We start from the raw sequence: 22,659 nt of genomic DNA, 5'->3' as shown, positions 1-22,659 counted from the left end.
GTCGAATATCCGGACGGTTTCGGCCTGGCGCGTTCATCCAATACCACGCCGGTGGTCGTGATGCGTTTCGAAGCGGAATCGGAGCAGGCGCTGGCGCGGATCCAGTCGGAATTCAAGCGCGTGATCCTGGCGGCCAAGCCTGATGCGGCGCTGCCTTTCGCATAGCGGTCCGGATGAGATTGTTTCCATCGCTTCAGCGCTCATCGCTCAGTTCGGCCGCAGCCGGCCGCTACGTATTCATCGACAATGCCAAGGCGATCGGCATCGTCCTGATCGTCATCGGCCACAGCAAAGGTTTGCCGGACAATATAGTGCGCCTGATATTCAGCTTCCATGTGCCGCTGTTTTTCTTCATTTCCGGATTCCTGCTCAAGCCGGATAAATTGGCGGAATCCGTGCCTGCCCATGCAAAAAAAATATTGCGCACCCTGGCGTGGCCCTATTTCCTGTTTTTCTGTTTCGCCTACCTGTATTGGTTTGCCACCCGCAACGTCGGGGTAAAAGCGGCCTTGTCGGCCGGGCGCCCGTGGTACGACCCCATCGCCGGCTTGCTGACAGGCCTGGAGCCGGACCTGTATATCAATCCGCCGCTCTGGTTCTTTCCTTGCCTGGTGGCGACGGTGATCGTGTACCAGGCTGCGCGCAAGCTGTTGAACCTGACCGCCGCCACCTGCTGCTTTGCGATTCTCGGATTTGCCGTCACGCTGGTCGTCAGCCGTCCGCCTTACAGGCTGCTGCTTGGCCTGGATACGATGTGGGCGGCGCTGTCGTTTTATGCGATCGGGCAGCATGCCCGCGCACGTGCCTGGTTTGACGCCATGCGCGCCGGACCGCTGCTCCTGGTTGGCTTGGTGTCGGCGGCGGCGCTTGTCGGCGCCGGGCAATGGAACGACAGGGTAGACCTGGCTACCATGTATTTCGGTGTGCAGCCCTTGCTTTACCTGCCGGTTTCCCTGTTCGGCATCGTCGCCGTTTTATGCATTTCGAAGTTCTTGCCGGCGTCAGGAATTGCCGGCTGGCTTTCGGAGAATACGCTGGTGATTTTTCCGGTGCATTTTGTCTTCCTCGGCCTGGTGCGCGGCGCCGCTCTTTCCCTGCATGTCATCGACGACAACTACCGCTACGGGATCGGCTGGAGCGTCGCCAGCAGCATGTTGGCGATCCTGCTTTGCATCCCCGTGATCCACGTCTGGCGCCGCTTGCCGAAATAGCATGGCGCCGTCGCTGCTGGAAATATCGGCATCGATGAGACCGGGCATTGCAAATGGCTGGTTTTGCGCTAATATACTGTACGTATATACAGTATATCGGTGTCCGCCATGTCAGATTATCAAAAAAAGCGCCTGCCGCAGGTAATCCAGTTCCAGGCGCCGGGCTTTGCGCGCAAAGGCCGCGGTGCGACCAGCAACATGCAAGGCCGCTACGAAGTTGCGCAGCGCGAGGAGTTCGACGACGGCTGGGCGGCGGAAGACGAGCAGCTGGAGCCGGCTGCGGTGCGCACTATCGTCACCGAAGAGCAGGCAAAGAGCATCCTGAGCCGCAACGCCTCGCCCGACCTGCCGTTCAATGTCTCGCTGAACCCCTACCGCGGTTGCGAGCATGAAATGTGGAATGGATCGAAGATTGAGTTTTCATTGATAGGGTAATTCGTACACATGTTCGAAAATTGGAATAATTAAAGAATGAAAAAACTGTTCGTTTTAACTGCATAAATTCTTGAAATGTTGGCCCCATCTGCTAACTTGACTAAGGATGTGTTTATGCATTTTTCATTGCTGGAGTAGGGTGGTGAACATGTTTCTTGATGCCGAACTGGTGCTATTTATTAGCGAAATAAATCATCCCGACATCAAAACAGGCGCACCAGCTTTGTTCCTTGAGACAATGGACCGCGTAATGCTGTTCGAGGAACCTACACACTTCTTGAGCAAGCAGTACGTCCAGTCCAGTGCGACACCAAGTCCCCACACCTGGGCCAAGGCAGCCTATTCGCTCAAGAGTTGGTTCCAATACTTACAAGCGGTCGGACGTGATTGGCCTAACGCTAGTGAGCAAGACCGTCTAGATTATCGGGACGCATATTTAAGTGCGATTAGTCCCAAGACGGGCCGGCAATACGGAACAGCTGGTGTACGCGACAGCATGTCAGTGATTCGGACGTTCCATCAGTTCTGCGCAGAACGAGGAACCTACAACGGTGACATCGGAGAAGCTTTGGAGGCCACTATAGGCTGGACGCCAATCGATCGGGACGCGTTGACGCATATCAGATCCTTTGGTCACACCAGACTAAAGGATAGGGCGTTGCCTAAGGCTAGGCCAGGCACCAAAATTCATCCTTTGATGGTCCATGACCTGAAAAAATTACTTAGCAACATTGGCCCGCAGGCCGGCGACCGTCAAGGAGATCGGCGTCCCGCGCGCGACAGACTGATTTGCGACCTAGGGTGGGCAGTGGGACTGCGTCTAGATGAGATCAACAGCTTGACCAACCTGCAATTTCTTAGTCTTAGCCCTGATCCGGCTGCGCCTTTTGTCAACATGGCCCTTACCGTTTATCATGGAAAGGGAAACAAGACGCGGCAGGTGGCCATTCCGGCTTGGTTGGTGATGGATGCCATCGCCTACGTCAACGGCGAAAGGGCAGAATCGCTACGGGCATGCAAGGCCAAATCAAGGAGCCCGCCGACGCGTTTGCTGCTGGCTAGCAGCAATTCAAAAACGGTCGGAAAGCCCATCACAAATGGAGCGATTCAGAAAATGTTCAGGGCGTTATGTTTTGCGTCGGGGTTGGCAGAAGTCGTGCAGAAGACAAATCCGGCGACTGGCGAAATGTTCCAGGATAGTGTTCCTAGACACTCGATCCACGACTTGCGTCATACTTACGCAGTGTTGACCTACCACGTAGAGCGGACTAACGGTAATGCCGAACCTTGGAAAAAAATCCAAGCTCAGCTTGGACACAGCCAGCTTCAGACGACGATCGACACCTACTTGTCGCATGTCGAGATCTTCACCGAACAGCCAGGGTTGTTAGACGTTAGAAGGATGCTGGGGCTATGAGTAAGGAACTCGCCAACACCAAACCTCCGCAGCGCGCCGTGCTTGGGCGAAACGGATCGTCCTCTGTGGCCGGCGTGGTGGCGCAGGCGAGAGCCAGGAGAAGTCATGGTCAGAATGTCGATTCGTTGCCCCATACCCGAGCGGAGTATGGTGTCGCTCACGCGACCGGCGAGCCAACCTTGACGGCTGTATTCCCGGGAAAAGGAGGAGGCGAGTCGCATCAAGTTGACTTGAGTTTTTTGCTGACCTTCCCTAATCTTCAACCGATGTTCACGGAAGCATTCCTGTGTTGGGGGGCCAATGTCGCTGTCTCAACCCGCCACTCTGCAAGACATTTATTGCGTGCGTATTTTTTTAGATACCTGGAGAGGAATTGGTCCTGCGCTCTGTATCCCGAACACCTTAGCGATGAACTGTTGCTCGAATTTAGGGAGAAGTTGCTGAGTAAATCGACGTCAAATGGTAGGACACTGCATCCGAATTCTGTAGGAAATGCATTGGGCGCGTTACGTACGATGATGGAGGCGCTTGAAAGCAGCACGTGGGCCAGTGAGGCTCGGTACATTGCCGAACGGATTCCTCCGGGACCGATCGGGGCGGCGCGGAAAACAGAACCCACGGAGGTATTGGGGGTGGAGCATTTGCTGTCGATAGTTGAGGCGGCTGAATTAGAGGTGTTGGCCATTGAACAGCGCTTTTTGAGAGGAAAGGTATTGGTGGCAGAGGGACGGGCGCGACTGCGCGATCCCGCATGGGTCACGAACAACGTTCTTGAGGATTATCACGATCTGGCGATCTGCCTCGCAGCGTTGGACGAAAGCTATCCATGCGTAATTCCTGATTTGGTGGTGATAGATGCTGAGAACCCCGCATTGGGTAAAGCGGTGCGGCAGATACATGGACATGAACGAGTCCGTTCCTATTTTTATCCATCAGGTCGCGACCTAGCTCCGTTCGTTCTGCTTGTTGCTGTAGCCACGGTATTCAACCCGAACGCGGTGTTGGGGCTCAGCTGGTTGGACATTGACTTCAATAAAGATCAAGCTGGCACCCCGGTGATCGAGATTGTTGGAGCGAAGAGGCGTGCTTCCAAGGACCTTGTCCGTCTGTTGGACCCTGAGGCAGCGGCCTCATCACAATTAAGCATCACCCGCTTGTTTTCCTGTTTGAGAGAAATCACTAGTCGGATTAGATCGAGCGCGCTGTCGAGTCACGCTGACCGTCTGTTTTTATATGTCCAGAAAGTTGGTATGAAGAGGAGCAAGAGCTTCGGCGCCAGTGACCACGACGGATTGCGAACATCAAGTGACGTTGTTTGGCGAACAGCTCTTGAGAATTTTATCAAGGACAACAAGCTTAAGTCATTTAACCTAGGCCAGTTACGTCCAACTATTATAGATTTGGTTCAGTTTGCGGACGGCAGCATTCAAGCAGCCCAGAAGGTTGGCAACCATGGCAGCGCAGCGACCACCTGGACTCACTACACTAGTGGCGGTGTCAAGAAACGCTATCGAGAGCGGATAGGACAGGTCATAGTGCTGCGCGAGCGCTGGTTTGAAACAAAAGGCGATGTCGACCCCCGGCGCATTGGGCCTGGGGGCGACAAGGGTGCGGCGACACCTGGATTCTCTTGCCTCGATCCCTTCAATTCTCCGCGACCAAACCAACAGCGGGGGCGGTTGTGTAAAGATTATGGGGGGTGTCCGTCTTGTCCGATGGCAGCGGCGCATCCGAGCGATCCACTTTGCGTCAGCTATTACACGGCACTCGAAGTAGCGATCTATAAAGGCCAAACTTCGATGAGCTCCAAGACGTGGATTGAACGCTGGGCTCCCGTCTTGGCCGACCTAAAAGCGTTACGGGCGTGGGTGCCGCCGGACGTGCTCGCGGTGGCACGTAAGATTTCGGTCAAACTTCCAGGCGTGGGGTAGACATGAAATCCGAGACCAAATTTTCCGAACGGAGCATCGGAAAGCTTCGAAGAAGAATTCACGAAATGAGTGAGGAGGAGCTTGACGAGTATCAAGTTAGCGAACACAGTCAGTTCAAAGATGAGGTATGGCTCTTCGTTAATCCCACGCCGGGTGCATCCAGGTCAGCCTCCATATTAAATTGGAGAATGGAACTGTTCGATCGTAGCAGGCTGACCGACCCCCAACATAGGATGCGTGTGCGCTGGGCCAGGATACTTGTGCTCTCCCTTCTCGTCCTTCCTTCCAGAGGACGCCCACCGGCGCCTGGAGCAATGATGGGTATTCAACATGAACTAAAATGGTTGCTGTCATGGATGGTAGAAGCTGGATATCAGCATCCGCATGAATTGACACCTGTGGTGATCCGGCACTACATTGATCAACTCCCTGAGTTTATCTCGCGCCGCTTCGGCGAGGGAGAAATCGGTGCAGATTACGCTATAACTACTCTGTCGACGCTTGCACGCCTGTGGAATCAACGGCGAGCTTTGGGCAGGATGGGCATTGGGTCACTGGTCGCTCATCCTTTCGGTGGCAGAAGTACAATCAGCATAGCTCGCGACGTAAGCACGAAATTGCGCGGATGGATCATGCCGCTGCCTGACGAGGTAGCTATTCCCTTGTTGAACAAAGCTGCATGGTTTCTCGGGACGCCCTCAGATGATATGCTCCGGCTACTTGACGTGATTCGCGATCCGCTGGCAGGTACAACAACCAAAATAGAGAAGGAGCGATGCACGGCTAACGGCAAAGCTGGTGTTTATAGCCATGCGAGACAAGCTCGTGCTAGACAGTTCCTTGCCAACTTTGAGTTCAGCGTGCCGCCGGGCGGTGATGGTAAACCTTGGCACGAGCAGCTTAACTTCGCTTGCGAAAAGTCATCCGATCAGTATCGCGACTGCATCCATCGGGTTCGGGAATTGTGGGAATCAGTACGGGATGCTGCTGCGATTATTGTTCAGGCAACCTCGGGGATGCGGGTATCGGAATTGATGGGTATACGGGCTGGGATCGATGATGTCACGGGTCTTCCGGCCGGGGTTCGCTTGGAGCAGAGTGCCACGGGCCTATACGAGTGGTTCATTATTCGTTCCGTTCTCTCCAAGACCGAGGAGGGGCTGCCCCGTGAAGTGGACTGGATCCTGGGTATGCGGCCAATTGACGCAGTCGAAATACCGTTGGCTGTGCGGGCGTTGTGCATCCTCAATTGGATTTACGAGCCATGGAGAGCGCATGCGCGCACGAAGAAACTGTTTCTCGCAGGTGGGATCGGTAGGTCACTTCCCGTCGCCTCAACGAAACTTGATGCAATGAGGAGCGACAGCTTTAACCGCTCAACGAAACGCTTCATTGAGCGTTGGGTTGATCTGTCCAGCCTACCAGATGACAGCGCGCGTAAGATTGAGAACAAAGACTTGGTGCCTTGGCGGGAAAGCAAGGGAGCTGTCTTCAGCACGCAGATGTTGCGCAAGACCTGGGCGCAATTTGCCTTGGCTTGCGATTCCAGACTGTTAACCGCGATTCAATTGCAGTTCCATCATCTGAGTTTGGCTATGACTGAGGGCGGCTACATCGGCCACAATCCATTGCTTATCGAGACGCTGGATTCCGTATCTGTACAAAAACGGAACCTGACACTATTCGAGACTTTGACGGGAAAAACCGAACTGGCTGGGAGAATGGGAGAACAGTTGGAGCAAGCTCTGCTTCAGTTCCGTGCAGAGACTAATGACCTTCCGTCGTCGGAAAAATGGCGCCTCATTGTTGAATGGGCTGACCGCAACGACTTGACGATGTTCTTCACAGCGCACGCCACGTGTTGCCCGACACGCACCAGTGAAATGCGCTGTCACGATGCTTCGAACACGCCTATCTGGATCCGTAAGGCGCCCAATACAGCGACGCGTGAGCCGAGTCTGTGCGCGGGTTGTGCGTGCGCGATCATGGATAAGAGCCACGAACCGTTTTGGTCCGATCGTTACGTCAACTGTGTCGTGTCTTTGAAACAGGCCGGGGCGACTGGTGTGGATTCCGGCCCATTCCGTGAGATCCGATTCCGCGCTGACCAGGCTAGAGGAATTTTGAAAAAAATCGGTGCGAATCTTGCCGCCTTGGACGATCGTGTCGCAGTGATAATGGAGGAGGGGCATGCCTAGACTTAAACCTGAAGTACCGGCGCGGGACATGATCGAGCAGGATTTTTTGGCTGCTATCGGGCGGCTATGCGATGGCGAACCGCGACACAAGAAGCTCAAGGCGCAGAAGGCCAAAGGCACGCTCAAAATTAATATATCTTCTGTGGCCATGGAGGCGGGGCGCGCACGCACGCTGATCGCAGTCGAAGTAGGGTGCAGGTATCCGCGTGTGCGTGAACTCGTTAAGCAGGCGAAGGATGGACGAACATCGTTGCCAACGACCCATAGCGAGTTGATTTCACGTTTGCGAATCGAAAAGGCCGCACTGGAAGCTCAAGTAAGGAAGCAACGGGCGACGGTACTGGCACACTTCGACGCCCGGATCAAAGCTGAGGAAGAGGCCGCGCGAGAGCGAGATATTTCGTCGCGACTTAGAAAGCAGATTGTCCAGCAGAGTAAGTTGGCAACGATCGTTTCGAGGGAATCGGAATGAGGCTGCGAAGATCGGCACGTTGACTGGAACCATTATGGCGCAATGGGGGAATGTTCAGCGACTAAATAAATGGCTATAAATGCACGTGCGAGAGGTGTGTAATTTTTCTGACGTTGGAAATTTCAAAGCAAGGGCAAACATTTTTCTGCGCACTCTGAAAAGCCAAAATCTGCCAATTTGCACGAAGGCGACGATTACCCATAAATTGGCTATGGGTAAAAATAACATAACGAAAAAATATTAAAATAACAATTTTAATTGGGTTGAAGCGGCGTCGATCTTTTTCATGGGAGCGCGTCGCGTTGGTGGGGGAAGTCCAGTTACATCAAGTGAACGGAAATTTTTTGAATGCAGATTTAGTCCTAGGCGTAATGCCGTTTTTTCGAATCGCTGCCGTATTAGGCCTGCCAAAATTCCAGCACACCTTCGCGTGATAGCCGCAGGTACCTGATTCGGTATGACAACTGCCGGACATCCCTCGCCTCGGATACCTGAAGGCGTTACGTGACAGCGCTGGCGCGCGATTTGAAAGTGAAATGTCATGTCAATAACGGGCACTTTTGTTTCAAGCCGCCGTCGCACGGTCTGCTGAATGCTTCAGCAAAACGTGCGAGGGCGATGCAGCCAAGGCGCGAGTGACGCCGCCGGTGGTTGTAAAAGGTCCTAGATTGCCGGTTGGTGCCCTCGCAATACCGAGGCCAACCATCGATCTTGCTCGTCGATTGAAGTAGACCGCTTGTGTCGTAATTCAGTTTCAACTCTCTTGAGGGACTCACTTTATCGCTTACGCTTGGTCTTCCGCCTGAGCTGGAAACCTTTCCCTCCTCGTTTCTGACGCACAGATGTGCGTGAAGCCATGGAGGTCGAATGTCTCAGGTTTCCGTAAGCCGCACTTGGCTCGCCGGTCGGCGACAAAGTGGCCGAAGGCGATCAAGCAAGTTTTATCAGGATGAAACTCTAGCCTAAACTTGGCGAGCCTCTCATTCAGATTGTGCAGGAAGCCGGCACGAAGAACGTCGATTGTGATGTGATGCAAAAGCGCCGTCAGTTTCTCCTTCCTGTTTCTGTTGACAGCTTCTCGTATGCGGTGCTGCGCCTGTGACACGGCAGTCCGACTCTGCGTTCGGACCGTGCTTTGCAGTACCACATTTCCTTCAATCCCGTTCCTTCCCTCTGCCAATTCCGCAGTGAGTTTCCGCGCCTTGTTTGCCGGTTTCATAGATACTATAACGAGTCTGACTTCTTAGGACCGTGCATCGTCGTCTACGGCTCCCAGCCTTCACCATGCGACCCTCCGCTCGGCTAGCGGTGATAGCGCCCTGGACCTTGGCCGCAAGCTCGTTAAAGCCACAAGCCCATATCAGTGACGCCCGCGGCCATCCAGATGCGGGCCCCCGCAGGAAGACCGATCATCGCAGCAGGACCGATCATCGCAGCAGGCACGCCGGGACAGTTTGCAATACGCCAGCGTCCGGCTTACCCTTTATGATGAGACGGACCTTGCCGGTTACCATTTCCATCTCATTGACTGTCACCTCATGCGGGGAAGGTGGGACGATCTCAACGGACAGAATAATCGGCAGCAATGCAACATCACTTTCTGCGCTGGCCTGAAAAGCAGGACAATACATCTTGCGCCAAGCGAAGATCAGGTTGGCGTTGATGCCATGGCTTCGAGCCAAGCTGGCCACGGAGGCGCCGGGCAAATGTGATTGTTCAACGATAGCGCGTTTAAATTCAACGGGATGTCGACTATTGGACCGTGGTCTGGTAACGAGAGAGTGTGGGTGGGAGTGTGCGTACCGGCCGTGGACCGCCGACTTCCTGCTGCAATTTGGACTGCAGACCACGCAGACCGTGCGGCGCGACCAGAAGCCGGGATTCGTGGCCACCGAGTGATCGTCTGACTCAACGAACACAAGACTATCCGCCCTGGCTACACCACCATGCAAGAGCTGGTCAGCGTAACACTGTCCACCGAACGTCGGTGCTTGGACGGCTGGGAGAACCACTTCTTCAAATCAAAATACATGTAAGTATTGTCAGTTGATAATATTTATATCTTTATAAATTGGCGCAATTTCACCATTATATTTATTTTATTTTATATTCAACAGGTTTGCAGAGAGGGTAAGCTAAGTTCGTCGATGAAAACGTATTTAAAATTTCACCTTGGGTTGTGCTTTCATTCTGAAGAAGCCGATGAAGTGTCTGATGGCGGCTGACGAAAGTCGAGGGTAAACTGGCTGCACTGAATTTTTGTGCCAATCAGCTCAGGAATGGACCCTCTCCTGGAAATCCAATGGCGCCGCTTCGTCACCTGAGCCAAAAAATTATCAGCGCCGAAGTTCCAGTCTACTCGGTGCTTATGGCGCTAAATTTTATATCAATTTCTCATGAATACTTAGCTACCACCCTTCGATCTATGCAACAACGCCACCCTTTGTAGGGCGACCTCGCTGTAGTCATAACTATTCTCCCCTGATGAGCGAACTAAGAAACACACTCAATATTGATAGTGGCCTGGAATCGTATCTAATGATGGCCAGCTTGCACGGGATTGCCGCCGATGCCGCGCAACTCCGTCACGAATATGGCGGCGAAACATTTAACGCACAAGCAATTTTATTGGCGGCCAAGCGATCTGGACTGACGGCGAAGCTGGTGAAACAAAATCCTGAGCGTTTGACGGTGGCGCCACTGCCTGCCATTGCCATCGATCTGGAAGGCCGTTTTTTCATTGCCGCCCGTATTGATATCAGCAATAGGGATTCCCCGCGGGTGCTGATCCAGCGTCCCGGTGAACCGCCGGCCGTGCTTTCCCTGGTGGATTTCATGGCCATGTGGAATGGCCAATTTATCTTCTTCACCAGCAAGGCCAGCTACGCCGGCGAAATTGCCCGCTTCGACTTTAGTTGGTTCATTCCGGCCGTCGTCAAATACCGCAAGCTCCTGCTTGAGGTGCTGCTGATTTCTCTTGTGCTGCAGCTGATCGGCTTGGCAACGCCTATGTTCTTCCAGGTGGTGATGGACAAGGTGTTGGTCAATCATGCGATGAAGACCTTGAATGTGATCGCCATTGGGTTGATTTGCGCCACGGTGTTTGAGGGCATACTCACCGGCCTACGAACCTATGTCTTCTCCCATACCAGCAGTAAGATTGATGTTGAACTGGGCGCGCGCCTGTTTCGGCATTTGCTCAATCTTCCTATTAGCTACTTCCAGGCGCGCCGCGTGGGAGATTCGGTTGCCCGCATCCGTGAGCTGGAAAACATACGCTCTTTCCTGACCGGCAATGCCTTGACGCTGGTGCTGGACGTTGTTTTTTCTTTTGTTTTTTTGGGGGTGATGTTGTGGTACAGCGTATGGTTGACGCTGATCGTGCTGGCGTCTATCCCGCTGTATCTGATCCTGTCGCTGCTATTTACGCCTATCTTGCGCGCGCGTTTGAACGACAAGTTCAACAAAAGCGCAGAAAACCAGTCGTTTCTGGTGGAAACGATCAGCGGCATCGATACTGTCAAAGCGATGGCGGTCGAGCCGCGCTGGCAGGTTAAATGGGAAAAACAGCTGGCAGCCTATGTGGCTGCAGGCTTGTCGACCAACAATATCGCCATGGTGGCCAGCGGCGGTGTTTCCCTGGTGAGCAAGCTGGTGACAGCGGGCATCATGTGGTTGGGCGCTACCCTGGTGGTCGACAACAAGATGACGGTTGGTGAGTTGGTCGCCTTTAATATGCTGGCTGGACAGGTGTCGTCGCCGATTCTACGCCTGGCGCAGCTATGGAACGACTTTCAACAGGTGGGCATTTCCATGAGCCGCCTGGGCGACATCCTGAATACTCGCACCGAAGTTGTAGGGCAAAAAAGCCGAATTCCTCGCATTGAAGGCGCGATTGAGTTCGATCAGGTGTCGTTTCGCTATCGCCCCGACACCCCCGATGTTTTGCGGACGGTGAAGCTGGCAATACAGCCAGGTGAAGTCATCGGCATCGTGGGGCGATCCGGTTCAGGTAAAAGTACTCTTACTAAACTGGTACAGCGTTTATATGTGCCTGACCGTGGACGTGTGCTGGTGGACGGCCAGGACATCGGCATTGTCGATACCACCTCGTTGCGGCATCAGATCGGTGTGGTACTCCAGGAAAACAATCTTTTTAATCGCTCGATACGGGACAATATCGCGCTGTCTAATCCGGCATTGCCGATTGAAGCTATCATCCACGCTGCAAAACTGGCCGGCGCTCATGAGTTCATCAGCGAACTGTCTGAAGGTTATGACACGCAGGTTGGCGAACACGGTACTGGTTTGTCTGGCGGTCAGCGCCAGCGCATTGCAATTGCCCGGGCCTTGATTACCAACCCACGCATCTTAATCTTCGATGAAGCGACCAGCGCACTCGACTACGAGTCGGAAAAAATCATCCAGGACAATATGCGTAGCATCTGTGTCGGGCGAACCGTGCTGATCATTGCGCATCGCTTGTCGGCGGTACGCGAAGCCCATCGCATCGTTGTCATGGAACGCGGGCAGATTGCCGAGGTCGGCAGCCACGATGAATTGCTGCGCAATCCGGATGGCATCTATCATCACCTGTATCAGTTACAGCAGGGTAGTCAGAGCCAGTTGGCGACGCCGGCCTTGGCGCCCGCTCATACAGTCAGCGGGGTAGCTGCGTGAGCACACGTCATCGTCTGGCCGCATGGGCGGCCTTGTGGCACCATTATGGTGCGGTCTTTGCGCTCTCCTGGAAAGAGCGTAAAGCTATGGGCGGTGGCTTGCTTAATGAAGAAGAGGCCGAATTTCTGCCCGCAGCGCTCTCCTTGCAGGAAAAACCGCTGTCAGCTACGGCTCGCTGGACAGGGCGCATCTTGATGGCGCTGGTCACCATTGCCTTAATCTGGTCGATCCTGGGCAAGATTGATATTATTGTCACAGCGACGGGAAAAATAGTGCCATCCAATCGTACCAAGACCATTACCTCGGTGGATGTGGCAGTGGTGCGTGCCTTACATGTGCAGGAAGGGCAGTTTGTCAAAGCCGGTGAAGTCTTGATGGAACTGGATGCCAGTGCCACCGACGCCGAGCATGACAAGGCACAAGGTGACGCTGCAATGGCGGCGCTGGAAGTTGCGCGTTCACAAGCCATGATTAGTGCTGTCGATCACTTGCAAGCGCCGCGCATGCCGGCGGTTGATGGCGTCAGTCCTCAGCTATGGCAAGCCGCCCAGCACCAGCTGGAAGGGCAGTGGATGGACTTTCATGCCAAGCTCGCCAGGCTCGATGGTGATATGGCCAAGTATGCACAAGACTTGCCGTTGGCGACCCAGCGTGCCAGTGACTACAAGATCCTGGCGCATGACCACGATGTTTCCGAACATGCCTGGATCGAAAAGGAGCAAGCCCGCATCGAATTGGCGGGGCAGTTGGCGGATGCGGCGCATCAGCGCCAAGCCTTGATCGCGCAAACACGGAAAGAAGCACATGACGCCATGACCGATGGCCACAAAACCGGCGCCGCAAGCCGCCAGGACGAGCGGCGGGCAGGGGAGCACAGCAAGCAGCTCAAATTGATCACCCCGGTGGATGGCACGGTCCAGCAATTGACGGTGCACACGGTGGGTGCCGCGGTACCGGCAGCACAGCCGCTGATGATGATTGTTCCACAAGAAAAGCAAGTCGAAGTCGAAGCATTCCTGGAGAACAAGGACGTCGGCTTTGTGCAAGAGGGCCAGGATGCCCAAGTGAAGATCGACGCCTTCGAATACACCAAGTACGGCACTATTCCCGCGCATATTACACATGTATCGCGCGATGCCATCCAGGATGAGAAGAAAGGCCTGATCTATGCTGTCAAGATTACGATGGATAAATCGAACATCAATGTCGAGGGGCGCGATATGTCCCTGTCGGCCGGCATGTCAATTAATGCTGAAATCAAGACTGGCACACGGCGGGTGATCGAGTATGTGCTGTCGCCGTTGGTGCAGCATCAGCACGAGGCTTTGCATGAGCGCTAGAGGCAAGTATTTGGGCGCGGCTTTACTGTTATGGTGTGTCGGCGCGCAGGCGCAAAACAGAAGCGTTACATTGAGTAGCCTGGTTCAGGATCCATTGCTGACGCGTCCGCCAGAATTGGTGACCGGTGCCACCTTACCCGGCGATGGCATGTCTATACAGTGCTCGGGTTCTCAGCTCAGTGGCAGCCCGTTGGCGCTGTCGGAAGCTGTCGATGTCGGATTGTGCGCCAACCCGCAAGTGCAAGGCACCTGGGCGGCGATCAAGGTGCAGGCGGCTGCATTGGGCGAGGCCAGGGCGGCCTACCTGCCGACGGTGACCGCCAGTTTGAGCCGAGTCAACGACCGCACGATCTATTCCGGCTCCAATCTGGATTCAGCCGGCATTCGTGATAATTCAAAAAGTATCGGCGTGAGCTGGCGCCTGTTCGACTTTGGCGGACGCGCTGCCAGTAGAAAATCGGCCACCGACTTGTTGAATGCTGCCATTGCCAGTCACGACGCGACCCTGCAAAAGACTTTGGAAACCTTGATCGGGGCCTACTTTGACGCACAAACCGCCTTGGCGGCGTGGCAAGCCAAGCTGAAGGGAGAGGAACTTTCACGCAGTACGATGGAGACTGCGCAGCGCAAGGAAAGTCGAGGCGCTGGCGCGCAATCGGATACATTGCAGGCCGCGACCGCCTTGGCCAGGGCTTCGCTGGACAGAAGCCGGGCGTTGGGCGATTATCAGAAGGCGATGGCGATGCTGATTTATGCGCTGGGGGTGCCTGCCGAAACGCAATTGCAATTGGCACCGGACCTGGCCGATGATAGTCACGACATGGGCAAGGATCTCGATGTCTGGTTGGCGCAAGCCAAAGACCAGCATCCGGCCATCGTGGCTGCCAAGGCGCAGGTGAAAGCGGCTCAGGAAAAAGTAAAAGTCACCAGGTCGGAAGGTCTGCCATCGATTGATGCGACGGGAAATATGTATAAAAACGGCAGGCCGAATCAGGGCTTGCCGTCGGTGAACACCACAGAAAAGGTGGCGGCGTTGACCTTGAACATTCCTATCTTTAATGGCTTTGCGAATAAATACAAGGTGAGTGGGGCACAGGCGCAGGTCGAACAGCAACAAGCGAGTCTGCTGGATACGACACATCAGGTGCTAATGGACGTGGTCAAGGCGCATGCCGATGCGCAGTCGGCCCTGGGCAACCTAGAGTCGTCGCAGCTATTGTTGCAAGCGGCCCAAAGTGCGCTCGCCTCCGTGCAACGTAAATTTGATCGAGGTGCATCGGATATTCTTGAGATACTGAATACGCAAGCGGCACTGGCTGATGCACATCAGCAACGCATACGTTGCCTAGCTGAGTGGAGGTCTGCCCGATTGCGCTTGTTGGCGGCGGCAGGTGGATTGAAACGTAAAGATGTAACTGTGCAATAGTGTGTTGGTGTTGTCAGCCGAAATTACGCCGCAATTTCCGGTTTGCTTTTGGTGGTATTACTATGTTCTCGCCTTTACTCTCAATGGAATGCAGCAGCGCATCGATGTCGTAGACTTTATCGGCCAGCACTGCCTCTGGTTCAATTTCTGCCGACAGCTTGGCGATTTTGGCGACATCATGCACTTGACTAGCAGTCAAAATACAACTCGCCTGTTGGCCGAGTTCCTCAACACAAGCGTGGATGGATTTTAGTCGTCAATTCATCGTGAGAACGTCCAAGCGCCTGCGCGCCTTTTTTTTAGCCCCACCCACTGCATGCTAACGGATACGCACCATAGTGCTATCCCCAAAAAAGCTTCTTCGAAATCGGCGTCTTGATGCAATTCTGTAAAAAATTTTAGCCACATCTGTTTGTCCGAACGGCGTGCAAAAGATAAGCGTATGACGAGGGCCGTAGCGACCGAACTTAACTTTCGATGGCGAGTGAGTTAACGCTGATCTTTTCGAGCGGCGGAATTGGTCCTGCCAGGAATGTTGTGTGCGGGGCAAGAATTTCGTAGTTAGTTAATCGCGTTGGTGAAGCGTTCGCCGAATATGATGGCGAACTGGTTGGCTGCTTGCATCCACATCCGCTGTGGCAGCTTCCAATTTTTTTTAATATTGCGCAAGGGGAGGAGCAGTAATTTTGTTGCGGCGTCATCGCTAGGGAAGTGGCAGCTATTCTTGACGATCTTTCGAAGGCGCATATGCGGTACTACCAGGAACTCGACGCCCAATACAAGACCGTGCGCCGGTTTTACTGGCGCTGGCTGAGCACATTCACTGTGGCGCGAATGCCGCTGGCGAGCCGTTCGTCGCCATCTTCACATGGCTTCGCGCCAACATGTCGTTGAAAAATACCGGAAACGACACGCTACGCGAAGTCGTCTCCAAACCATGGCAGCGGCATGTGTTGGGTGATGACGATGCCGTTGATTTTCACGCATACACTTTCTACGTATTGTCGAAGCTGCACATCGCGCTGCGCCAGCGTGTGCAGGTCCTCTCGACAGCGCAGAATGGAAGTTCATTCTCTCGATCATTTGCCGTGCGCTGGGACTATCGGTTGGGCCGGGATCGACCTTGGCCGCGCTGGCCGCTAAATTAGAGCTCACATATCGTGCCGTCGCAGCTAGGTTGTCCACAACCAGGCGGTGCGAGTCGACAAGGTGGGAGATAAGCATGAGCTTGTGCTCAGCCCACTTAATAAAATCTGCTAGCCGGTCTCACTGATCGCGTTGCGCGCCAAGGTCAACGGTATGTTGCCGCGCGTCGACTTACCGGAACTGATCCTTGAAATTGCCGCCCGTAAAAAATTTACGGATGCCTTCATCCATATATCGGAACGTACCGCACGTACGACCGACCTACATGTCAGCATTGATGCGGTGTTGATGGCGGAGGCTGACAATACTGGAGTGGAACCATTGATTCGCGGCAACGTGCCAGCGCACAAGCGTGACAGATTGTCTTGAGTAGAGCAGAACAGAATTATCTTCATGATGAAACTATTACCGCTGTCAATGCCACGCTAATATTGGCGCAGAGTTGTTCGGCTCTGGCCAGCGTGTGGGGGCGGCAACGATATGCGGTTCGTGGTGTCGGTTCGGTCGGTGCATTCCGAGCCGAACCCGAAATATTTCGGTGTCGGGTGCGGTGTCACTTAGTACAACTTGATATCCAATCAGTTTTCTGGCCTGAACGACATCACGGTGCCAGGTACACTACGCGATAGCCTAATCCTGCTAGCGATCGTCCCAAAGCTGCAGACCAACCTTCAGCTGACACAGATCATGACCGACATCGATGCCTACAGCGACGTGGTAGTTTTCGGACTATTAGGCCTCCTTGGCTATCGTTGTAGTCCGTGCCAGGCAGATGTCGGCGGTACGCGCTTCGCTTCTGGCGGACCGACTCAAAAGCCGATTTCGGACTTCTCAGTTCTATATCTGCTCACAATATCAACCTACAGAAAATGAACCATATTGGGACGATATACCGCGCCTAGTCGGCTCGCTCAAGCTCGGTTAGGTTCCGGTGGCCGACACCATGAGCACGCTGCAAGTCGGCGAGCACCCGACCAGACTGGCCAGGCCATCGCCTGGTTTGGCCGCATCGACGAGACCTTACACGCGCAACTTACATCGACGACGAAGCCAAGCTCCGAAGTACGCTAATACAGCTCACCCGTGGCGAAGGGCGATACAGTGTGGCCAGAGCCTTCGTCCAGGGCAAGCGTGGTGAGCTGCGGCAACAATATCGTGAAGGACAGGACGACTAACTCGGCGTACTTGGTCTCGTGCTCAACATGATCGTGCTGTAGAACACCAGCTACACGGAAATTGCATTAAGTCGGCTGCGGGCGGACGGTCTCGAGGTAAAGGATGAAGACGTAGCGCGGCTGTCGCCGCTGCTACACGAGCACATCAGCATGCTGGGGTGCTTTCATTTTTGGTGCCGAATGCTGTCGCCAAGGGTAAGTCACAGGCATTTCGCAATCCTGCGAGAGATGGATAGTGCGGCGAACCGGGCTTAATCCGGTTTTCCGTTCCACTACACCTCTGCCCCCCCCTACCCCCCCCAATCTAATGGCGGTGCCCAATTTTTCCGCGAAAGTAAGAGTGTATTTAGTTGTCCGCTCCGAAAAGTTGCGGGCGGTTTTTGATCAAAAATTATGCAATCTGTCTGGAACAAGAGCGGTCTTATATGTCCGTGCTGAGGTTGGCGCAATTTTACCTGTTTTCGTTGTTGGGAATCCTGTGTGGTATGAGCTTCAAGCTCTATGCTAACAATAAGTAGATTTACCATTCACTCACTAGACTCTATTCAGACTTCAGGCAAGTGATTTTCTTTCCTGTTGTGGTTGCGAACAGGGCATGACGATCTATACGGGCTACGGCGATGACAAACAGACCGCTACAGAGTTGGCTAGGGATGCTGCCGCTGGGTATCGTAATTGCGGCAATTTCTGTAGGAACATGGTGGTTTTATGGGCCGTCAGCGGTGAGCACTGCGCCACCGGTCGCAGTGCTCACCGCACCAGCGCCAGGAGGCCATTATTGGTTTGAAAATGTGGGGCCAGCCCCTAGACCGTCCACCGATTTGCCAGCAGCTAACGGAGCGTCATCGGGGCTGATTGATGTGCTAGCTGCTTTAGTTGAACACAAACAAGCGGCTCTTCCGTTGCAAGGTGCGAACTTCAGTCATACCCTGCGCGAGGCCACGCAAAAAGCATTGATGGCAACTAGCTTCGATTCCTTGTTGGGGCGAAATAATACCGATCCAGAGCGTTTGTTTCAGGCTGCGGCCTGGGCTAGTGGCTGTGCCCAGTATCTTCTTCCAGAAGCAACGCAACGTTGCGACGATGCCCGGCTGCGAGATGGCCGCACGTTCGATAATTTACTGTTGCAGGCCGCTGCCGCAGGGCAATTAGCCGCATTGCAAGAATGGTCTCGTAGTCATCTCGATCGTTTGGCATCGCAAACATTACCAGGTACCAACACCCCAGTACTTGATCACCTTCTGGCGCAGGCGAGTCGAGGCGATATGGGGGCGCTGGATGTGGTATTCCAGTGGTGTGGTTTGCCGGCAACTTGTCTAGAACCGCAAGAGGCCCAACCCGTACTCATAGTGTTAGCGTTTCTTCTGACCCACAATCAAAATATGCAGCTGACACACGACGCCATCCAAATAAACACAAGAACGGTGCGGGGCCCATTTATACAAAAAGCAATTGACTTAAAAAGAAGCCTTTCATTATAAGCAAATACCCGCACCCCACATCGAAGCCAGCAGAGTGGCTGCATGATCGTACGGTAACGCGGAGAAGCTAAGGCTAGATCAAGCCAAATTGGAGTGCGAGAACAAAATTAAGGGCAGCGAGGAGGAGAACGCATCCACAGAAAATACAAGAATGAAGAATGAATCCAGTACAACTGCCCAAGAACAAACACAGAAAAGGTATGATATGACCAACATTTGCCCAAACCAAAACATCAAACAACACTCGCTAGCTAGGCGTGTATCCCCCGCGCGGGCAATAATAACCATCGCAATCAGTGTCGGCGCGTTATGCATCACAGCGACCAGCGCCGCGGCAACAATCGGAGCGTTCAACTCAGCCGGATTACTCACCCAGAGCGTTATGGAGAACATCAGTGACATAGTCTACGGTCAGACGGCAGCAGGGCACACAGCAGGTACGGGGACGTACACGTATAGCGTCGTACCATCATCGGTAAACGCCAAGCTACAATGCACCGGAGCGTTATCAGGAGGCGGACCAGGAACTATAACAACAACAGTGGGACAGTATACGCAAGCAATTTATCCCAACACCCGTTTGTCATATCGCACCTTCCCAGTCACCATCACAACATACAACACCACAGTGGGACTCAGCCAAGTACCAGCGGATAGAGCTTTCACGTTGACATGCTTCCAAGCTTCTAGCTGAGATGGCGTTGTTGAATAATTGTAAGCCATGGATGTTGTATGTGCATGGCAAGGGCGGCAAGCCGCGCGCCATTCCTCTGCCGGCAGTGGCGATTGCGCCGCTCACCACCTATCGCATGACGCGTGGACGGTTCTGTCGGGTAGCTGGAAGCGGTTACCCGCGTCCAGCCCCCTAAGAACCGTGCATGCATCTTTCGATGCACACGGCTCAAGCCCCTACGAAGGCATCTTTTGACACTCGGCTACACAACTGTTTTTTTCGGCGTACTAATAATTTCTAGGGCAACTGAGATGGTGCATGTAAAGGTTACTTGCAGCACCCGATCCACCATTAGCTTTTTTCACGTAGTAGTGAACATCCCAAGGCGTGAGCTTTGTGATGGGCTTCTGGCAGGTAGGACATATGCGATCTTGCCTTAACCAGACCCGGTGAGGGTGTGCTGGATTTTGTGTAAACGGAATTTCGTTTAATTCGGCTTCATCCGTTCTTCAAACTGGATAGTGAAGCGGTTGAGTGCTCCCTTCCAGTCCCGCAATGGCATCGTCCATTTCTTGCTGATGTTGTTGAGCGCCAGATAAAACAGCTTGCTGAAGGCGTCATCGGTGGGGAATGAACTGCGGGTTTTGATGACTTTACGCAGACTCATATTAATGGATTCGATGGCGTTGGTGGTGTAAATCACCTTGCTGATTTCCGGCGGGTAGTCGAAGAACGGCGTGATCTGAGCCCAATTACGTCGCCAGGACAGGCCGATCGACTGGTAATCCTTGTCCCACTTGGCCTCGAATTCGGTGAGCATGAGTTCGGCCTCATCGACGGTCGCCGCGCTGTAGACGCGCTTCAGATCGGTCGCGACTTCCTTCTGCACTTTCCAGGGCACGAAATTCAGGCTGTTGCGCACCATATGAACGATGCACAGGTGAACGGCCGCTTTCGGATAGACCGCCTCGATGGCATCAGGGAAGCCTTTCAAGCCATCGACGCAGGCAATGAAGATATCTTGTACACCGCGATTCTTCAGTTCGGTCACCACCTGCAGCCAGAACTTGGCACCCTCAGTCTGAGCGATCCACAGGCCCAGCACTTCCTTGTGGCCCTCCATGTTGACGCCGATTGCCAGGTAGACAGCCTTGTTGCGCACGGCCCCAGTGTCGCGCACTTTGACGTGGATGCAGTCGAGATACAGAATCGGATACAGGGCGTCGAGCGGCCTGGCCTGCCAGACCTTCACCTCCTCGCTCACAGCGTCTGTGACGGACGATATCAGGCTTGGCGACACCTCGCGCCATAAATCTCTTCCAGGTGGCTCTGGATCTCCCTGACCGTCAGGCCACGGGCATACAGCGAGATGATCTTGTCGTCGAAACCGGTCCAGCGGGTCTGATGCTTGCTGACGATTTGCGGTTCAAACGCGCCTTGGCGATCGCGGGGAATATCGAGCGGCAGCGCGCCGAAGTCGCCTTTGAGCGTCTTGGCGCTGTGACCGTTACGGGTGTTGGACGTGTCGTTGGTGACCGGACTGCTCTTGTCGTGCCCCAGGTGATCGGTCATTTCGACCTCAAGGGCGCGCTCAACGAGCATCTTGGTGAGCTGCTTGAGCAAGCCATTTTCGCCAAGCAGGTCTTCTGGTTTCTTGTAGTTGGCAAGCAGGCTGTCCGCCAGCTTGACCAACTCAGGATCGGGCTTGGCCCGTTTGGTGCGTTTTACGTAGGTCATTTTTTTCCTCTATGGTGGTAGTGTCCTGCCAAATGACCGTTTACACAAAACTAATTACACCCTCCAAACCGGGGAATGTCAGATCAGATCGCGACTACTACACCTAAAAGTAATCAAGAAGCCGTTCTATATAGTCATTTCTTCATGTTTATTCAACTCCAACTTCATTTCGTAGTCAATCGGCCCCGTCTCGCGATCCCGTAATTCATCGGTGCCGAATTGACTCGGATGTTGCCGATACGGACTCAATGCTCGCAAGATCTCCGGCGTCAATACCATTTCTTCGTCTTGCAGCTCCATTAACGCCTGTCTCAAACAGTTGACAATATAGATTTTTTATAAAATTTGCACAATTTTTCTGTTATTTTATTTTTATTTAATACGCTACTAGTGTTGCGAGCAAATACCATTCGTGTGCTTTTCGATATCGCCATCATTCTCCGCCGCTCTTACTGCGATTGAATCGAAATCGTTCCCATCTTTTCTTTTTACATTCTTAGCATGGTCTACGAATGGCTCAACTCTTTTTAATGGTTTGTAATCATGACAGCAGCTGTTATTGTTGAAGAAATCGTCGTTATTGGTGCAGAGGCACTTTCTGTTGTGACGGGTATTAACATGGGCTTGGGCTTGCAACGCTCAGATGAATACTTTGCGCTTTTAGTAAATGAGAATCTTCCGTCCAAACCCACTTCGGTCGCCCCCACCGTCTTTAGCGTACCCGCCGTATTGGCGCTGAGTCCGACGCAATTAAATGCGTTGCTAGTGAATCTTGGCAGCAATACCTACAATGCCAATATGGCAGGCTTGGAATCGGCTTTATCGCAATTCACAGTAGCCGATTTGGCCAATCTCAGTCCTACTCTAGCTGATGCCTTGAATGAACGAGGCCTGCTCGCAGCTATTCCTGTTGCCATTTTAGAGAGCATGCCAGCCTCTTTAGCGGATGCCCTTTTTGCGCTCACCATCAGTCATGGCTCTCCAGCTGAATTAGTCAATGCAGCGAATACGTTCCGAGCTGGGCAGCTCGATGCTGCACAAGTACTTACCCTCATTCACACTTTAACGCCCGCTCAATTTGCCACCCTAAGCAGCCTAAATTTCTTGCTGGGACTACCTTCAGCGCAAATAACCTACATTCTCACCGCAGCCGGCTTACCCTATATCCAGGCGCTCAATACTGCATTGCTGACCAATGTTACTATGAGGCAAATTGAGCCGAGCGTATTTGCCCAGTTTTCCAATACTCAATTGGGTGCTTTCTCCCCAGCCGGTTGCGCAGCCATTACCACAGCGCAGATGGCGGCCTTAATTGCAGCCCAAGGCGATAAGATCGT

The 22,659-nt window shown here is 53.6% G+C and carries 14 protein-coding genes and 6 pseudogenes; 16 read left to right on the top strand and 4 right to left on the bottom strand.

Features of this window, described 5'->3' with window-relative positions; genetic code table 11:
- The 7 genes and pseudogenes from AC07RZ_RS23415 to AC07RZ_RS23385 form a co-directional block, all read left to right on the top strand.
- Positions 1-165 (top strand): annotated as a pseudogene (locus tag AC07RZ_RS23415) (phosphomannomutase/phosphoglucomutase); the annotation flags it as partial.
- A 14-nt stretch (positions 166-179) separates the two neighbouring features.
- Positions 180-1,211: an acyltransferase family protein gene (locus AC07RZ_RS23410; RefSeq protein WP_494669784.1), complete on the top strand. Its 1,032-nt coding sequence runs from the start codon at positions 180-182 to the stop codon at positions 1,209-1,211.
- A gap of 108 nt (positions 1,212-1,319) precedes the next feature.
- Positions 1,320-1,601 (top strand): annotated as a pseudogene (locus AC07RZ_RS23405) (PA0069 family radical SAM protein); the annotation flags it as partial.
- A 193-nt stretch (positions 1,602-1,794) separates the two neighbouring features.
- Positions 1,795-3,063, top strand: a complete 1,269-nt coding sequence (locus AC07RZ_RS23400; RefSeq protein WP_494669786.1) for a tyrosine-type recombinase/integrase — start codon at positions 1,795-1,797, stop codon at positions 3,061-3,063.
- Positions 3,060-4,994: a hypothetical protein gene (locus AC07RZ_RS23395; RefSeq protein ID WP_494669783.1), complete on the top strand. Its 1,935-nt coding sequence runs from the start codon at positions 3,060-3,062 to the stop codon at positions 4,992-4,994. Before AC07RZ_RS23400 ends, AC07RZ_RS23395 begins: the two co-directional genes overlap by 4 nt.
- A 2-nt stretch (positions 4,995-4,996) precedes the next feature.
- Positions 4,997-7,192 (top strand): integrase, encoded by a 2,196-nt coding sequence (locus tag AC07RZ_RS23390; protein WP_494669782.1) that lies wholly within the window; start codon positions 4,997-4,999, stop codon positions 7,190-7,192.
- Positions 7,185-7,664 (top strand): hypothetical protein, encoded by a 480-nt coding sequence (locus tag AC07RZ_RS23385; RefSeq protein WP_494669781.1) that lies wholly within the window; start codon positions 7,185-7,187, stop codon positions 7,662-7,664. Before AC07RZ_RS23390 ends, AC07RZ_RS23385 begins: the two co-directional genes overlap by 8 nt.
- A gap of 1,427 nt (positions 7,665-9,091) precedes the next feature.
- Here AC07RZ_RS23385 and tnpA read toward each other — a convergent pair.
- Entirely contained in the window at positions 9,092-9,514 is a 423-nt protein-coding gene (gene tnpA, locus AC07RZ_RS23380) for an IS66-like element accessory protein TnpA (RefSeq protein WP_494669780.1), read from the bottom strand.
- Here tnpA and AC07RZ_RS23375 point away from each other — a divergent pair.
- From AC07RZ_RS23375 to AC07RZ_RS23360, 4 genes and pseudogenes are all read left to right on the top strand, one after another.
- Positions 9,465-9,664, top strand: a pseudogene (locus AC07RZ_RS23375) (hypothetical protein); the annotation flags it as partial. The gene tnpA and the pseudogene AC07RZ_RS23375 overlap by 50 nt on opposite strands.
- A gap of 484 nt (positions 9,665-10,148) precedes the next feature.
- Entirely contained in the window at positions 10,149-12,344 is a 2,196-nt protein-coding gene (locus AC07RZ_RS23370) for a type I secretion system permease/ATPase (RefSeq protein WP_494669779.1), read from the top strand.
- Complete coding sequence (locus tag AC07RZ_RS23365) at positions 12,341-13,684, top strand: HlyD family type I secretion periplasmic adaptor subunit (protein ID WP_494669778.1); 1,344 nt, start codon at positions 12,341-12,343, stop codon at positions 13,682-13,684. The genes AC07RZ_RS23370 and AC07RZ_RS23365 overlap by 4 nt, the downstream gene beginning before the upstream one ends.
- Complete coding sequence (locus AC07RZ_RS23360; protein ID WP_494669777.1) at positions 13,674-15,110, top strand: TolC family protein; 1,437 nt, start codon at positions 13,674-13,676, stop codon at positions 15,108-15,110. Before AC07RZ_RS23365 ends, AC07RZ_RS23360 begins: the two co-directional genes overlap by 11 nt.
- Before the next feature lie 13 nt (positions 15,111-15,123).
- Here AC07RZ_RS23360 and AC07RZ_RS23355 read toward each other — a convergent pair whose 3' ends face one another.
- Entirely contained in the window at positions 15,124-15,354 is a 231-nt protein-coding gene (locus tag AC07RZ_RS23355; RefSeq protein WP_494669785.1) for a transposase, read from the bottom strand.
- Between the two features lie 317 nt (positions 15,355-15,671).
- Positions 15,672-15,860 (bottom strand): annotated as a pseudogene (locus AC07RZ_RS23350) (IS256 family transposase); the annotation flags it as partial.
- Positions 15,861-16,388: 528 nt separating this feature from the next.
- Here AC07RZ_RS23350 and AC07RZ_RS23345 point away from each other — a divergent pair.
- From AC07RZ_RS23345 to AC07RZ_RS23330, 4 genes and pseudogenes are all read left to right on the top strand, one after another.
- On the top strand, positions 16,389-16,625 hold the full coding sequence (locus AC07RZ_RS23345; RefSeq protein WP_494669776.1) for a Tn3 family transposase: 237 nt from the start codon (positions 16,389-16,391) through the stop codon (positions 16,623-16,625).
- Positions 16,626-16,823: 198 nt separating this feature from the next.
- A complete protein-coding gene (locus tag AC07RZ_RS23340; protein ID WP_494669775.1) occupies positions 16,824-17,129 on the top strand; it encodes a Tn3 family transposase in 306 nt (101 codons plus the stop codon).
- Positions 17,130-17,251: 122 nt separating this feature from the next.
- A pseudogene (locus tag AC07RZ_RS23335) lies at positions 17,252-17,686 on the top strand (Tn3 family transposase).
- Positions 17,687-18,084: 398 nt separating this feature from the next.
- The gene (locus tag AC07RZ_RS23330) at positions 18,085-18,912 is read left to right on the top strand and encodes a hypothetical protein (RefSeq protein ID WP_494669774.1); all 828 of its coding nucleotides are present in this window, start codon (positions 18,085-18,087) and stop codon (positions 18,910-18,912) included.
- Between the two features lie 1,160 nt (positions 18,913-20,072).
- Here the strand turns inward: AC07RZ_RS23330 and AC07RZ_RS23325 are convergent.
- Positions 20,073-21,322, bottom strand: a pseudogene (locus tag AC07RZ_RS23325) (IS256 family transposase).
- A gap of 543 nt (positions 21,323-21,865) precedes the next feature.
- Between AC07RZ_RS23325 and AC07RZ_RS23320 the strand changes: the two are divergent.
- On the top strand, positions 21,866-22,659 hold a 794-nt coding region (locus tag AC07RZ_RS23320), incomplete at its 3' end, for a hypothetical protein (RefSeq protein ID WP_494669773.1).

The sequence above is a fragment of the Collimonas sp. GW821-FHT07E08 genome (genome assembly GCF_059418905.1).
This window is presented reverse-complemented; position numbering and strand designations above follow the sequence as displayed.